Here is a 14,539-nt window from a genome sequence, read left to right on the forward strand (position 1 = left end):
GTGCCTAGACACCTCGTCGTAGGAAACGGTAAATTTCTCATAAATCTGGATCAGTACGGCTGCATTCGCGATATGTTCTATCCCTACGTCGGTCAACTGAATCATGTTGGAGGGTATCGCTGTCATATCGGATGTTATGTGGATGGGCAATTCAGCTGGCTTAGTGACCCGGAATGGAATTTTCATCTCTCCTACCTCGAAGATTCTCTTGTCACCCAGGTTACTGCTATCCATGATCGGCTCGGCATTACATTAACTATGAATGACGGCATTCACCAGCGCGACGCGATTTATTTGAAACGAATCGAAGTCCACAATCATGCCTATACGGATCGCGAGGTCCGTATCTTTTTTCATCAAGACCTGATCATTAACGAGACCGAAGTTGGCGATACAGCTGTCTACTACCCGACGAACCATACCATTTATCATTATAAAAAAGATCGGTACTTCATGTTCAACGCCCGTTTCGATCAGGACGGGATTCACCAATTCTCCACCGGAACCAAACGGTTCCATCAAGCAGAAGGCACATTCCGCGATGCGGAAGACGGCAATTTATCGGGAAATCCCATCGCGCAAGGCTCCGTTGATAGCGTCATCAGCGTCAAAGGAATGGTACCTGCACGCAGCAGCATGTTCAGCTACTATTGGTTCTCCGCAGGGCCCTCACTCGAAGAAGTGAAGAAGCTGGACACGTATGTCCGCGACAGCGGGCCTGGCAATTTGCTAGACCGGGTGACTATCTATTGGCGGCGTTGGGCGAACAAATCGGATCGTCAATACGCAGACCTCGGACCGGTGATCGAAAAACTGTTCAAGCACAGTCTGCTCATCGTCCGCACCCAGACCGACGTGAATGGTGCGATCATTGCAGCCAATGACACCGATATCATGCAGTTTAACCGCGATCATTACAGCTATATGTGGCCGCGTGACGGCGCACTCGTCGCCCATGCGATGTCCATGGCCGGGTACCATGGGATGATCGTTCCTTTCTTCCATTTCTGTGCGAAAGCATTGGCACCGGAAGGTTATCTGCACCACAAGTACAACCCGGATGGAACCGTCGGCTCCAGCTGGCACCCTTATATACACGACGGCAAACAGCAGTTACCGATTCAAGAAGACGAGACGGCCCTAGTCTTGTTCACGTTATGGCAGGACTATGCGCGCAATGGTGATATCGAACTGCCGCAATCGCTCTATCGGACGTTAATTCGACGCGCAGCCAATTTCCTATATACCTTCGTCGAAGAAGAACTGCAGCTGCCGAAGCCGAGTTACGATCTCTGGGAAGAACGATACGGTATCTTCACCTTCACCTCCGCAGCCGTCTATGGCGGATTATCTGCAGCTGCCAACTTCGCCAAGCTGTTCGGCGATGACAAACGATCGATTAAATATCAGGAAGCAGCGGAAGCCATTCGAGAAGGCATGCGGAGACATCTCTGGAATGAAGAGCTCGGCCGGTACGTGCGCGGACTATACCGCCGAGATGGCGGATGGCATCAGGACTTGACCCCAGAGAGCAGCATCTTCGCATTATTCGAATTCGGCGTCTTCCCTGCGACCGATGAACGGGTACAACGCACGATGAATGCGCTTCGAAACCAACTATCCGTGAAGACACATGTCGGTGGTATTGCACGTTACTACCATGATTACTACTTCCAGAAGAGCAGCAATCTGGAGCAGGTACCTGGTAATCCGTGGATCATCTGCACTCTCTGGTTCGCCAAATTCGATATCGCGAATGCGCGCAGCCTCGCGGATTTAGCAGGCCCTCGAAGGACACTGGAATGGGTCGTGGAGCACAGCATGGAGAGCGGTATGCTGCCAGAACAAGTGGATCCGTTCAACGGGAGCCCCCTCTCTGTGGCGCCATTAACTTGGTCGCATGCGACGTTCGTATCGACGGTGATCGAGTATTCACAGCGGTACGAGGAGTTGTCGAAGATATAAAATAACCCCACAAGATGAGGAATTGGCTTCGAAGTTGATTCAGATACTTTGCGTGGGCCTCGAAAACAAAAAGCCCTTGCGTCGTCCGAAATATTCGGACCCGCAAGGGCTTCATTCTTTTGATCAGAATATGCATTCAATGAAAAGGCATCGTGATCAAAAGGTGATATTTAAGTTACCTTATTATAGGTTTTTGTCGCCTGGTTTCCAGTTGATTGGGCAAAGTCCGCCAGATTGTAATGCTTGAAGTACACGAAGTGTCTCTTCAACGCTGCGGCCTACATCGTTGTGGTTAACCACTTGGTATTTCAATTCGCCATCTGGATCGATGATGAACAAGCCGCGAAGCGCGATACCTTCTTCTTCGATCAATACGCCGTAGTCACGAGCAACGTTCTTCGTGATGTCGGAAGCAAGTGGGAAGTTGATTTGACCCAAACCGCCAGCTTCTTTTGGAGCGTTGATCCATGCTTTGTGGCTGTGTACGGAGTCGATACTTACACCTAGAATTTCTGTGTTCAATTTCTTGAACTCAGGAGCTGCGTCGCTAAGTGCTGTAATTTCAGTTGGGCACACGAATGTGAAGTCAAGTGGGTAGAAGAAGAATACTAACCATTTGCCACGGTAGTCATTCAGTGATGCTGCTCCGAATTTTTGTCCATCTCCTGTTGCTGTCTCCATGTTAAACTCTGGAGCTGGTCTTCCAACTAAGCGTTCTGCCATGATAAAAATCCTCCTCTGAATCTATGAAATTTGGTTACTTTCAAAGTAAATAACTCACAAGTTAGATGTTATCATTCGCCTATTTGAAAGTCAAGATTAAAGCAGTTACTAATTTAGAATTATTATAAATAAGATGACAAATTGGTGAACACTATACTGCTACGCTAACTTTCTCCATCGCTGCAATGATCAAATCGCCCATTGCTTGCGTGCCAATCGCTTTGCTCTTATCGACGGCAATGTCACCTGTGCGGTGTCCTGCATCAAGCACATGCTTCACAGCGTTCTCGATCGATTGAGCTGCATCTTCGTATCCGAATGTCAAACGGAACATCAACGCAACAGACAGGATAGTCGCGATTGGATTCGAGATGCCTTGGCCAGCAATGTCTGGCGCGGAACCATGTACTGGCTCGTATAATCCGAAGCTTCCTTCGCCTAATGATGCGGAGGACAACATGCCGATCGAACCTGTTAACATCGCTGCTTCATCACTGATGATATCCCCGAACATGTTCTCTGTTACGATGACGTCAAAGCTTGCTGGGCGGCGAAGCAGTTGCATTGCGCAGTTATCAACGAGCACGTGCTCTAGTTCTACATCTGGATAATCCGGAGCGACCCGGTTTACCACTTCACGCCATAAGCGGGATGTCTCAAGTACGTTCGCTTTGTCGACCGAAGCCAATTTTTTGCGGCGCTTCTGAGCAATTTCGAACGCTTGACGAACGATGCGCTCCACTTCTTTTTCGCTGTATGCGCATGTATCGACTGCTTCTTGTCCATTCTCCGTATCACGGCGGAACTTCTCACCGAAGTAAATACCGCCTGTCAATTCGCGTACGACGATCAAGTCCGTTCCTTCGAGCACTTCTGGCTTCAACGTCGAAGCTTCCTTCAAGCAATCGAATACGTTCGCAGGACGAATGTTCGAGAATAAGCCAAGCGCCTTGCGAATACCGAGCAATCCAGTCTCAGGACGAAGCTCTTTCGGATTGTTATCCCATTTCGGACCGCCAACTGCCCCTAATAATACAGCATCAGCCTTCTGGCAAATTTCAAGTGTTTCTTGCGGCAACGGCGTGCCTTTCTCATCAATTGCAATCCCGCCAAATAGACCATGCTCTGTTTCGAATTTGTACCCGAACAATTCTTCCGTACGTTTCAATACTTTCTCCGCTTCTGCTACAACCTCTGGGCCGATTCCGTCACCGGCAATAATCGCAATTTTCTTCACTTCGGACATGTGAACAACCTCCATCTATTTTTTTCAAGCTGAATTTCCTCATTTTCATCATGTTATCATTCTAACGTAATCCGATTACGCTGACTAAGATATAAAATCTATGATCTTAATAGGAATCAGCTATAACGCTGCATAATTTCAGAACAGGAAACTCACACTAAACCTGGAATTTGATGAATCAACTATGCGGTGATGGAGGATTTACACCATGAGAATTATTCGAACGACACTCCTGCTCTCCTTCTTATTCATGCTCGTCCTGGGGTGCTCTAAGCCTCAAACGCCCGAAGTGAAGAACTTCTCCAAACCTCATACGCTAAGACCTTTCTCTATGAATGAATCCGTAACGCCTGACCTCGCTGGAGGCAAAGAATCACATGTTCGCAAGCCAGAGCCGCTTACCTTAGCTGAGCTTCGTGCTAAATATAGCTCCACCTTCCTACTCCACGGCCCGCCCGCACCTAAACGAATTGCACTAACCTTCGATGACGTGCCTGATGATTATTTCACTCCACTTATTCTTGATACGCTCAAACAACTTCATGTCAAAGCAACCTTTTTTGTCGTCGGGAACCGCGCGGAGAGCCATCCTGATATCGTGCGGCGAATGATCAATGAAGGGCATATCATAGGCAACCATTCCTACAGCCATGCTAACTTGCCCAAAATCGTAGACAGTGCCTTTCGGGATGAAGTCTTAAGAACGGAGGATATCATCAAGAAAATTACGGGCAAAACCATGCTCTTCATTCGTCCTCCTTATGGCAATGTCAGCGAAGATCAGATTAAGTGGATCGCGAGCAAGCATATGAAGATCATTAACTGGAACGTTGATTCTTTGGATTGGAAAGGATTATCTGCGGATCAAGTCAAAGCAAATATTATGAGCAACATCTCTTCGGGAGCCATCGTGTTGCAGCATGGTGCAGGCGGTGTTGGGGAAGATTTAACGGGGACGATTGAGGCGCTGCCAAGCATGGTAGCCGAGCTTCGCGCGCAGAACATTGAACTGGTGACTATTCCGGAGCTACTGCATAAACCCGCCTATCGATGATGTGAAAAAACCACTTGTGACCTCGGTCGCAAGTGGTTTCTATGTTTTTTGATTTAGATCAAGCTCATTTTATCGCGGCGGCCCGTTGCTGTCTTCCGCTTCTCAATAAGTCGATTCAACGCATCGATATAAGCTTTGGCACTCGCTTCGAGAATATCCGTGCTGACGCCGCGGCCTTGTTCCGTTATGCCATTCTGTGCCAAGATGACGTGCACTTCCCCTTGCGCATCTTTCCCGTGCGATACCGATTTGATGGAATAGTCGCTCAGCTCCACCTCTTCACCTGTCGCGCGGTCAATCGCATTGTAGATTGCATCGACGGAGCCATTGCCCTCCGCTTCTTCTTCTAGCGTCTTTTCTTCCGCCGTATGCAGCGTCACTCGTGCGGACGGAACGAATTGATTGCCGTAAGAGACATGCAGCACATCCAGCTTGAATACTTCTGGCGTATCGATCAGCTTCTCTTCGATCATCGCGCGAATGTCTTCGTCGGATACTTCTTTCTTCTTGTCCGCGAGGTCTTTGAACTTCGCGAATGCCGCGTTCACTTGCTCTTCGCTGAGATCATAGCCAAGATCAATCAATTTCTCGCGGAAAGCGTGGCGACCCGAGTGCTTGCCGAGCACGAGTTTGCTGTCTTTCAATCCAATTGTTTCTGGCGACATAATCTCGTACGTCGTCTTCTCTTTCAGCATGCCATCTTGGTGAATACCGGATTCATGCGCGAACGCATTCGCACCGACGATCGCCTTGTTCCCAGGCACGACCATCCCTGTCAGCTTGCTGACCAAACGGCTCGTTCTCGCAATCTCGGATAGGTTCAGCGTCGTCTTCGCTTGGAAGAACTCTTGGCGTGTCTCGAGGGCCATCGCTACTTCTTCGAGCGATGTATTCCCCGCACGTTCACCAATGCCGTTAATCGTGCCTTCGATTTGGTCTGCTCCGTTCAGGATCGCCGCAAGCGCGTTCGCCGTTGCCATGCCGAGATCGTCGTGGCAGTGCGCACTCAGCTGGATCGTCTCGATCCCGTTCACGTTTTCTTTTAACGTCTTGAAGATGTTGCCATATTCATATGGAGTCAAGAACCCTACCGTATCCGGAATATTGACGACCGTTGCACCGGCTTTGATCGCCATCTCCGTCACTTGGCAGAGGAAGTCCAGCTCCGTACGGCCCGCATCTTCCGGTGAGAATTCGATCTTGCTGAAGTACTTCTTCGCATATTTAATCGCGGCTTCCGCTGCTTCGAGCATTTGCTCCTTCGTCATCCGCAGCTTATGCTGACGGTGAATGGGAGAAGATGCCAAGAACAAGTGGATGCATGGATCCTGCGCACCGATCAGTGCCTCACGTACCGCATCGATATCTTGGGTACGCGAGCGAGCAAGGCCGATCACGGATGCGTTCTTCACCGCGCGTGCAACTGCGTTTACAGCCGCCAAATCCCCAGGCGATGCAGCAGGGAATCCCGCCTCGATCCGGTCGACGCCCAATTTCTCAAGTTGGTAAGCGATTTCTACTTTTTCCTTCGTATTCAAATTGACGCCGGGCGATTGCTCACCATCCCGCAACGTGGTATCAAAAATATAAATTTTGCGCATGCTGCACCTCCGAATTGAACTAAGAAGCTTTATTGCTAAAAGCTTCCGAAGGAGATCCTCCGGAAGCTTTTCATGAACGCTATGAATATCTTATTTATTATTTCTTAATCCAATGCATCAATTCACGAAGTTGACCGCCAACCACTTCGATTGGGTGATTTGCTTCGTTACGACGTGTAGCTGTCAAGAACGCACGGTTCGATTGGTTCTCAAGGATGAAGTCGCGAGCGAATTTACCTTGTTGGATGTCGGACAATACAGCTTTCATCGCTTTCTTCGTCTCATCCGTTACAATGCGAGGACCTGTTACATAGTCACCGTACTCTGCTGTGTTACTGATGGAATCACGCATGGAAGCAAGTCCACCTTCATACATCAAGTCAACGATTAATTTCAACTCGTGCAAGCACTCGAAGTATGCCATTTCTGGAGCGTATCCAGCTTCTGTCAATGTCTCGAAACCAGCTTTTACAAGTGCGCTTACGCCACCGCAAAGTACAGCTTGCTCACCGAACAAATCTGTTTCCGTCTCTTCAGCGAAGGAAGTTTCGATAACCCCTGCACGAGTACAGCCGATCCCTTTTGCATAAGCAAGACCAATTGCTTGTGCATTACCAGTTGCATCTTGCTCGATTGCGATTAGACCAGGAACGCCGAAACCTTCAACATACGTACGACGAACCATGTGACCTGGGGATTTAGGCGCTACGAGCAATACGTCGTTGCCTTTCTTAGGAACGATTTGTCCGAAGTGAACGTTGAAACCGTGGGAGAAAAGAAGCGCCGCATCGGATTTCAAGTTCGGCTCGATTTCGTTCTTGTACACGCTAGCTTGCGTCTCATCCGGCATCAAGATTTGAACCACATCTGCACGAAGTGTAGCGTCTGCAACAGACAATACTTCGAAGCCGTCATTGCGGGCTTTATCCGCGGATTTACCTTCGCGAAGACCGATAACAACGTTCAATCCGCTGTCGCGCAAGTTTTGTGCTTGTGCGTGACCTTGGCTTCCGTAACCGATAATTGCGATTGTTTTCCCTTTAAGAACGCTTAAATCTGCATCATTTTCGTAGAACATTGTAACTGCCATAATAGATAAATCCTCCTTTTAATTGTAAACCCTCGCTAAGCGGGTGTCTCAAAGGATAGGCTTATCCTATCCTCTCAAACACCCGCTTAGCGGGCATTTGATCATAGTGGTATAAATTATAAATTTGACATTGAAGTTGCTGTTAAGCGCTACGAGAAATACTCGATTTCTGGCCGCTGTTGTTCCCCAATTCCTTGATTGATTAGGTGTAAAGATGGAATTGGTTAACAAAGGCGGACGCTTCGCTCCTTCAATTCGAGTATTCCTCTTCGCTCAGTACACGTACACATGCATATTTCTAATTTATATTTTTTCTTAAGTAGCGTTGCCGCGGATCATGGCGGTAACACCAGTCCGGCTCAATTCCTTGATTCCGTAAGGCTTCATGAGCTCAATCATCGCATCGATCTTGTCGGTGTCCCCAACAACTTGAACCATCATGCTGTGGGTACCGATATCGACGACCGCTGCGCGGAAAGTCTCAACAACCCCCATAATCTCCGGACGAACATTCGGTTCGGCCTTCACCTTGATTAAGGCAAGCTCGCGTGCCACCATTGGCTTCGAGCTAAGATCAATAACTTTGATCACATCAATCAACTTGTATAACTGCTTCTCGATTTGCTCCAGCGTTCCGCTGTCGCCTTCCGTGACGATAACCATCCGGGACAAGCCGGCTTCTTCCGACTGTCCCACTGTGATGCTCTCGATATTAAATCCGCGGCGTCCGAACAATCCGGATACGCGCTGCAATACACCTGGTTGATCATTTACTAGAACGGCGATGGTATGTTTAGTCGGCATCATTCGCTATCCCCCAATATCATTTGATCGATCGTGTCTCCTGCTTGAACCATCGGGTAGACGTTCTCACCCTTACGGACCACAAATTCAACGACGACCGGACCTGGTGTATTTAGTGCTTCCTGCCAAGCTGCCTCGGCTTCTTCCTTGTTCGTTGCACGCAATCCCTTCACGCCGTAGGCTTCCGCAAGTTTCGGGAAGTCCGGGCTTCCTTCGAGATCGATATGGCTGTAGCGGCCTTTGTAGATGATCTCTTGCCACTGGCGAACCATACCCAGCACTTGGTTGTTAATAATAACGACCTTCACCGGAATGTTGTTAATCGCGCAGATCGCAAGCTCTTGCGCACACATCTGCATGCCGCCGTCCCCGTTAATCGAGATCACCAATCGATCTGGATGCGCCATTTGGGCACCGATCGCGGATGGGAATCCGAAGCCCATCGTTCCAAGACCACCGGAAGTGACGAAGGAACGAGGTTGATTGAATTTGTAGAACTGCGCCGCCCACATTTGATGCTGCCCAACGTCCGTCGTAACGATCGCTTGACCTTCTGTTGTGCGATGGAGCATCTCGATTACCCATTGCGGCTTCAATTCCGTATCGGAGTCTTCATACTGCAGCGGCTGCTCTTCCTTCCACTGCATCACTTGAGCTCTCCAAGCATCAACATGTGCGTATTTCGCATCTTTGTTCAAGATTTCAAGGACCGATTTCACATCGCCCACGATTGGAATGTCCGTCGGTACATTCTTGCCGATCTCCGCCGGATCAATATCGATATGAACAACCTTCGCGTGCGGTGCGAAGCCTTGAAGCTTCATCGTTACCCGATCATCGAATCGAGCGCCGATATTGATAAGCAAATCTGTATTCTGAAGCGCCTTGTTCGATGCGAATGTCCCGTGCATCCCCGGCATTCCTGTCCAGAGATCATGACCGCTTGGGAATCCGCCAAGTCCGAGCAGGGTTGTCGTAATCGGAATTCCCGTTGTCGTAACGAACCGATACAATTCGTCATGACCTCCGGAGTAGACAACACCGCCACCCGCTAGAATTAGTGGCCTTTGCGCCGTTTCAATGGCCTTAAGCAATTTGTCTGTCTGTAAGCGATTCGGATTCACCGTTGGGTTATATCCGCGAATGTTCACTTCCGTCACAGGCTTGAACATCGTTTTGTTCGCCGATACATCTTTCGGAATGTCGATCAGGACCGGACCTTTACGACCCGTAGAGGCTATATGGAACGCTTCGTGAATGATGCGCGGCAAATCCTCTACATCGCGGACAAGATAACTATGCTTCGTGATCGGCATCGTAATTCCCGTAATGTCCGCTTCTTGGAATGCGTCCGTACCGATGAAGTTCGTTGCGACGTTCCCTGTGATGACGACGAGTGGCACCGAATCCATATAAGCTGTCGCGATTCCAGTAACGAGGTTCGTTGCCCCCGGTCCTGACGTTGCGATACATACGCCGACTTTGCCGCTTGCTCTCGCATAACCGTCTGCCGCGTGAATCGCGCCTTGTTCGTGACGTGTAAGAACGTGTTTGAAATCATCAAATCCATGCATTGCATCGTAGATGTAGAGCACTGCGCCACCCGGATAGCCGAAGACGCATTCGACACCTTCTAGCAGTAGACTGCGAAGCAGAATTTCCGAACCCGTAATCACTTCCGGCTTCATCCATTTTTCGCGTAGTTGTTCTTTTGACCCCATCATTGCACTTTGAGCGTTCATAAGTGTTCCTCCTTTTTTGAAAATGTTAATAAAATCAAAAAAACCTTCCGTCCTCACACGTATCACACGTGATGAGGGACGAAAGGTTGATCTTCCGTGGTACCACCCAAATTTGCTACACATCTCGCAATGTGTAACCTTCATAAGTACAATGCATCCGATCCAATCATTTGCCTGTACTCTGATACGTAACGTGTACCTTACGACTCTCCCTAATAGTTCCCAAGTGGGTTCGTTCAGGAGAACAGCTCCGAGGTGAGCTCGTATATAAGGGATTTCGGCGGTGGTTGCAGCAAATTCCACACGCTCTCTGAGCAAAAGGGCCCTTAAAACTTCGTCCTCTTCATCGCTATTACCAATATGTTTCAAATTGTTAGATGTATTATATTCCTAGCTTGTTGCAGAAGTCAATAGCTATGTCATAAAAAAAATTCCCCATCTTTTCTCCCGTACATACAATACATAAATGCCCGGATCATCAAAATTCCCTTCGAACGGGGTGTAAAACCATGCTTATCCGTATGCGCCAGCCTTACACCGATGATGTCAAAATCGTTGCGCTCGTCGAATCCGAATTGCTGCCGATATCCCCCTATATCATGACTCATGAGGAACTAAATCAAGATGTTCTAACAAGGTTAAAGCGTGGAAGAACCTTTATTCTATCCGCGCTTCCGAGCAGTGAGCCGCTTGGATTCATCCATGTCATGTTGAACGGCAGATGGATGTACATCGATATGCTTGCTGTGAAGTCCAGCCACAAACGCAAAGGATATGGAGCTAGGTTGCTGCTCACAGCTGAAAACTATGCACGACGATTAGGATGCGAACATGCCAAGCTGCTCGTCGATGACGTGAATCAAGACGCACTGCTCTTCTATATGCACTCAGGTTATTACATGACAAAGCATTGGCAGGAAACGCATTACTACGAGCTGCTCAAGCGGCTCGATCTCTAAGAATTCTGCCCATTTCCTCGGTAATAATTCCCATATGGGTTATAACCGCCGTAACCGTAACCTCCGTATGGATAACCGTTATATCCACCACCATAGCCACCATAGCCGCCATAGCCGCCATAACCATATCCTCCGTAGTACGGACTGGACGCTGCCCCAATCGCCAAGAGATCGAATAGTACAAGGGGAATGATTGCTTTCGTATGGACTTTTTTACCAGAACGGCGTTCTATAACAAGGCGATTCCCAGAAATTCGAACCAGTTTACCCGTAACACGACTCCCGTCTTTCCGTACGGCCAAGATCTGCTTACCGATCAGTTTCTGTGCTTGAGCCTTCGTAATTGCCATGAGAAATCCCTCCTTTTTCTGGTATTCTCTATAGTCTATTCTATGAGTCAGAAAAAGATTGTACCCCTGTCCACCAGCATTCGCACAACAGGAGAACCCCTACCATTTATTAACCACTGTTCAAAGAGAAGAACAAAAAAGAGTCGTCACGAATGTGACGACTCTCTTAACAACACTTAATTTAAATTAAATTAAGCGTTGATTTTTTCTTTTGCTACGCCTGCCAAAGAGTTGAACGCATTTAGATCGTTCACTGCAAGGTCAGCAAGCATTTTGCGGTTGATGTCTACACCAGCCAATTTAAGGCCGTGCATCAATTTGCTGTAGGATAAGCCGTTAAGGCGTGCTGCAGCGTTAATACGCACGATCCACAATTTGCGGAAGTTACGTTTTGTGTTGCGACGATCGCGGTATGCGTAGATCAGGGATTTATTAACCTGTTCTTTTGCTGTTTTGAAAATTCTATGCTTCGAGCCAAAGTAACCTTTAGCAAGCTTCAAATATTTTTTGTGACGACGACGTGTAACGAATCCGCCTTTTACTCTTGCCATTTCGAAGTACCTCCCAATTGATTATTGTGTATTATTTCAAGTTCGCTAAACCTTGTTTCAAACGACTTACATCACCAGCAGCCATGTTCGGTTGCGTGCAAAGTACGCGTTTAGCACGGTTCGATTTGTGCGAAAGCAAGTGGTTTCTGTGTGCTTTGTTTCTTTTCACTTTACCAGTACCTGTTACTTTGAAGCGGTCTTTAAGACTGCTATGTGTTTTCATTTTCGGCATTTGTTGTTCCTCCTCAATTAGACTGAATTACGCTTTAGGCGCTAAAATCATGATCATGCTACGGCCTTCCAGCTTCGCAGCACGCTCAACGGAGCATAGCTCAGTTGCTTCTTGCAACACACGATCCAATACCTTCTTACCGATATCCGAATGCGCAATCTCACGACCACGGAAACGCACGGAGCATTTCACTTTATCGCCGTCTTTCAAGAATTTCAATACATTGCGAAGCTTCGTCTGGAAATCATGTTCATCGATGTTGGCACGGAACCATACTTCTTTGACATCAACGATCTTCTGATTTTTACGAGCCTCTTTTTCTTTCTTCTGCTGCTCATAACGGAATTTCCCGTAATCCATAATCCGACAAACTGGCGGTTTCGCCGTTGGTGCAACGTTGACCAGGTCTAGATTCAAATCGATCGCCATCTGAAGCGCTTCACGAAACGGCTTAATGCCGATTTGCTCGCCTTCAGCACCTACAAGACGTACTTCCTTCGCTCGAATCTCATCGTTAATCATATGATCCTTGCTAATACCTTCCACCTCCAACTTGAATTCCCTCTATAAAACAATAAAAGGATGTGAGTCCAGAAGAACCCACATCCATTTTGATCATTAATGTAAATGAACAAGATCACCATGAATATTATATTCATGGACCATGGACCAGCCAACTTGTGTCGGGCAGGTGAGAAGCGTGGGCTTCTACTTGACTATGTACGTCTGACGCACTCAAATAATATATCATGCTGATCAAACCATGTCAAGCACATAATTTCAACACAAAGTGATACTTTACTATAAAGTGATCCAGGTACTTTACGTGGACTACGGAAACTTGTCATTTCACCATAAAAAAAGCGAGCTGTATGCATAATGCATACGCCCGCCTTTTACAAATTTAATTAAGATGCTTGCTCGCTCTGAACCTCTTCTAGACGAACAACGCGCGTATGTTCCGTGTGGCTCCATGTTTTGTTGTTCTGGGTGAAGAACGCGTAGACCGTAATCGGCCACCAGGACAACAAGAAGATAGGGAATGTGATCAGCGACACATAAATTCTCCACGACTTCACACCTTCGAGAATGAGCGCAAGAATGAACGTTACGCATGTCGCCAGAAGCGATACGATCGGAATCCATGGCGGGAAGAATTGATAGAACGTCATTATATTCGGTCCATCGAAGAATGCCGCGTCAACCCACAGTACAGCCGACAGCAAGAACGTTGTGAGTACCGTGTACACCGTAATCGTATATAACGCCATATCAAATTTCGCCAAGTTTCTTTCCTTGATCGACTTCCACAACAGCGGGAAGAAATAACGACGCGCTACCGTAAAGTGACCTTGCATCCAACGCAAGCGTTGGCGTGAAGAAGCTTTGAATGTTAACGGCTTCTCATCGAAGACTTTCGCATCGTAGTTGAATACCGGATATACACCGCGAGATACGCAGCGTGCTGTAAACTCCAAATCCTCGACAAGACTTGTCGCACCCCAGCCCATTTCCTTGAGCAGCGCTGTCTCGAAGCACATTCCCGTACCACCCAAGAAGTTCGCCATGTTCAAGTTACGACGGGATAGCTGCCATAGACGGTTGCAATACCAGTACGTTACGCCATAAGCGGCTGTAATCCATGAGTCATGCGGGTTCTTCGTATCCAAGTAACCTTGAATGACGCGCGCGCCATTACAAAGGTCATTGTTCATCTCGGACAAGAACTCAGGGCTTGCCAAGTTGTCCGCATCGAACATGACAATCGCATCATATTGACGTGGGTGCTTCCATAGCTCTTTCAGCATCCACTCAATCGCATAGCCTTTACCGCGTAATGTCGGATTCGTCCGCTCACATGCGTAGACCCCTTCATAGCTGCGAACGATATTGGCTGTATTATCGGTACAGTTATCACAGATAACGAAAATATCATACATATCCCTTGGATATTTTAATTTCAATAAATTCTCGACAAGCGCTCCAACGACCGTCTCTTCGTTATGCGCGGCGACGAGCACTGCGAATGTTTTCTTTGGCTCATGACGAACCTTGTTCTTTTTCTTAATAATTCCGGCCAATGACAGTGAAAACTGATATACCCCGATAACTGCCAGTAAGACCTGCAGCACAACCATAATGACATCGATCATACAGTTGATACCCCCTTTTACCCCTTTAATATTGTTTTGTGTTTGTTTTTATCTCTCTCTAATGTTTTT

The 14,539-nt window shown here is 47.7% G+C and carries 14 protein-coding genes; 3 read left to right on the plus strand and 11 right to left on the minus strand.

Annotated elements, in window-relative coordinates; all coding sequences use genetic code 11:
* Complete coding sequence (locus tag GCU39_RS18200; protein ID WP_152394816.1) at positions 1 to 1,965, plus strand: glycoside hydrolase family 15 protein; 1,965 nt, start codon at positions 1 to 3, stop codon at positions 1,963 to 1,965.
* Positions 1,966 to 2,148: 183 nt separating this feature from the next.
* Here the strand turns inward: GCU39_RS18200 and GCU39_RS18205 are convergent, their stop codons facing one another.
* Both GCU39_RS18205 and leuB read right to left on the minus strand, forming a co-directional pair.
* Positions 2,149 to 2,688, minus strand: coding sequence for a peroxiredoxin (locus tag GCU39_RS18205; protein ID WP_152394817.1), 540 nt, complete (start codon positions 2,686 to 2,688; stop codon positions 2,149 to 2,151).
* Between the two features lie 151 nt (positions 2,689 to 2,839).
* Positions 2,840 to 3,934 (minus strand): 3-isopropylmalate dehydrogenase, encoded by a 1,095-nt coding sequence (gene leuB / locus GCU39_RS18210; protein ID WP_152394818.1) that lies wholly within the window; start codon positions 3,932 to 3,934, stop codon positions 2,840 to 2,842.
* Between the two features lie 208 nt (positions 3,935 to 4,142).
* On the opposite strand from leuB, the gene GCU39_RS18215 reads away from it, so the two are divergent.
* Positions 4,143 to 4,988, plus strand: coding sequence for a polysaccharide deacetylase family protein (locus GCU39_RS18215; protein WP_152394819.1), 846 nt, complete (start codon positions 4,143 to 4,145; stop codon positions 4,986 to 4,988).
* A 53-nt stretch (positions 4,989 to 5,041) separates the two neighbouring features.
* Here the strand turns inward: GCU39_RS18215 and GCU39_RS18220 are convergent, their stop codons facing one another.
* The 4 genes from GCU39_RS18220 to ilvB form a co-directional block, all read right to left on the minus strand.
* The gene (locus GCU39_RS18220) at positions 5,042 to 6,589 is read right to left on the minus strand and encodes a 2-isopropylmalate synthase (protein ID WP_152394820.1); all 1,548 of its coding nucleotides are present in this window, start codon (positions 6,587 to 6,589) and stop codon (positions 5,042 to 5,044) included.
* A 97-nt stretch (positions 6,590 to 6,686) separates the two neighbouring features.
* Positions 6,687 to 7,679, minus strand: a complete 993-nt coding sequence (gene ilvC / locus GCU39_RS18225) for a ketol-acid reductoisomerase (RefSeq protein WP_152394821.1) — start codon at positions 7,677 to 7,679, stop codon at positions 6,687 to 6,689.
* A 315-nt stretch (positions 7,680 to 7,994) separates the two neighbouring features.
* Positions 7,995 to 8,483, minus strand: coding sequence for an acetolactate synthase small subunit (gene ilvN / locus GCU39_RS18230; protein WP_152397315.1), 489 nt, complete (start codon positions 8,481 to 8,483; stop codon positions 7,995 to 7,997).
* Positions 8,483 to 10,225 carry a biosynthetic-type acetolactate synthase large subunit gene (ilvB, locus tag GCU39_RS18235; RefSeq protein ID WP_152394822.1) on the minus strand — a complete coding sequence of 581 codons (1,743 nt, stop codon included), beginning with the start codon at positions 10,223 to 10,225 and terminating at the stop codon, positions 8,483 to 8,485. Before ilvB ends, ilvN begins: the two co-directional genes overlap by 1 nt.
* Before the next feature lie 509 nt (positions 10,226 to 10,734).
* Here ilvB and GCU39_RS18240 point away from each other — a divergent pair.
* Complete coding sequence (locus GCU39_RS18240) at positions 10,735 to 11,184, plus strand: GNAT family N-acetyltransferase (protein WP_152394823.1); 450 nt, start codon at positions 10,735 to 10,737, stop codon at positions 11,182 to 11,184.
* Here GCU39_RS18240 and GCU39_RS18245 read toward each other — a convergent pair.
* From GCU39_RS18245 to GCU39_RS18265, 5 genes are all read right to left on the minus strand, one after another.
* On the minus strand, positions 11,181 to 11,534 hold the full coding sequence (locus GCU39_RS18245; RefSeq protein ID WP_152394824.1) for a hypothetical protein: 354 nt from the start codon (positions 11,532 to 11,534) through the stop codon (positions 11,181 to 11,183). The two genes, GCU39_RS18240 and GCU39_RS18245, sit on opposite strands and share 4 nt — an antisense overlap.
* A 191-nt stretch (positions 11,535 to 11,725) precedes the next feature.
* Positions 11,726 to 12,085: a 50S ribosomal protein L20 gene (gene rplT, locus GCU39_RS18250; RefSeq protein WP_152394825.1), complete on the minus strand. Its 360-nt coding sequence runs from the start codon at positions 12,083 to 12,085 to the stop codon at positions 11,726 to 11,728.
* Between the two features lie 31 nt (positions 12,086 to 12,116).
* Positions 12,117 to 12,317: a 50S ribosomal protein L35 gene (gene rpmI / locus GCU39_RS18255; RefSeq protein WP_152394826.1), complete on the minus strand. Its 201-nt coding sequence runs from the start codon at positions 12,315 to 12,317 to the stop codon at positions 12,117 to 12,119.
* 27 nt (positions 12,318 to 12,344) lie between these two features.
* Positions 12,345 to 12,839: a translation initiation factor IF-3 gene (gene infC / locus GCU39_RS18260; protein WP_152394827.1), complete on the minus strand. Its 495-nt coding sequence runs from the start codon at positions 12,837 to 12,839 to the stop codon at positions 12,345 to 12,347.
* Between the two features lie 386 nt (positions 12,840 to 13,225).
* Positions 13,226 to 14,470: a glycosyltransferase family 2 protein gene (locus GCU39_RS18265; protein ID WP_152394828.1), complete on the minus strand. Its 1,245-nt coding sequence runs from the start codon at positions 14,468 to 14,470 to the stop codon at positions 13,226 to 13,228.
* Between the last annotated feature and the right edge of the window lie 69 nt (positions 14,471 to 14,539).

Origin of the sequence: Paenibacillus guangzhouensis (assembly GCF_009363075.1) — a bacterium.
GTDB lineage: Bacteria > Bacillota > Bacilli > Paenibacillales > Paenibacillaceae > Paenibacillus_K > Paenibacillus_K guangzhouensis.

Excerpts from the sequence above, each read along its gene's own strand:
- GCU39_RS18205 (WP_152394817.1), bottom strand. The coding sequence starts at position 2,688 with ATGGCAGAACGCTTAGTTGGAAGACCAGCTCCAGAGTTTAACATGGAG.
- leuB (WP_152394818.1), bottom strand. The coding sequence starts at position 3,934 with ATGTCCGAAGTGAAGAAAATTGCGATTATTGCCGGTGACGGAATCGGC.
- GCU39_RS18215 (WP_152394819.1), top strand. The coding sequence starts at position 4,143 with ATGAGAATTATTCGAACGACACTCCTGCTCTCCTTCTTATTCATGCTC.
- GCU39_RS18220 (WP_152394820.1), bottom strand. The coding sequence starts at position 6,589 with ATGCGCAAAATTTATATTTTTGATACCACGTTGCGGGATGGTGAGCAA.
- ilvC (WP_152394821.1), bottom strand. The coding sequence starts at position 7,679 with ATGGCAGTTACAATGTTCTACGAAAATGATGCAGATTTAAGCGTTCTT.
- ilvN (WP_152397315.1), bottom strand. The coding sequence starts at position 8,483 with ATGCCGACTAAACATACCATCGCCGTTCTAGTAAATGATCAACCAGGT.
- ilvB (WP_152394822.1), bottom strand. The coding sequence starts at position 10,225 with ATGAACGCTCAAAGTGCAATGATGGGGTCAAAAGAACAACTACGCGAA.
- GCU39_RS18240 (WP_152394823.1), top strand. The coding sequence starts at position 10,735 with ATGCTTATCCGTATGCGCCAGCCTTACACCGATGATGTCAAAATCGTT.
- GCU39_RS18245 (WP_152394824.1), bottom strand. The coding sequence starts at position 11,534 with ATGGCAATTACGAAGGCTCAAGCACAGAAACTGATCGGTAAGCAGATC.
- rplT (WP_152394825.1), bottom strand. The coding sequence starts at position 12,085 with ATGGCAAGAGTAAAAGGCGGATTCGTTACACGTCGTCGTCACAAAAAA.
- rpmI (WP_152394826.1), bottom strand. The coding sequence starts at position 12,317 with ATGCCGAAAATGAAAACACATAGCAGTCTTAAAGACCGCTTCAAAGTA.
- infC (WP_152394827.1), bottom strand. The coding sequence starts at position 12,839 with ATGATTAACGATGAGATTCGAGCGAAGGAAGTACGTCTTGTAGGTGCT.
- GCU39_RS18265 (WP_152394828.1), bottom strand. The coding sequence starts at position 14,470 with ATGATCGATGTCATTATGGTTGTGCTGCAGGTCTTACTGGCAGTTATC.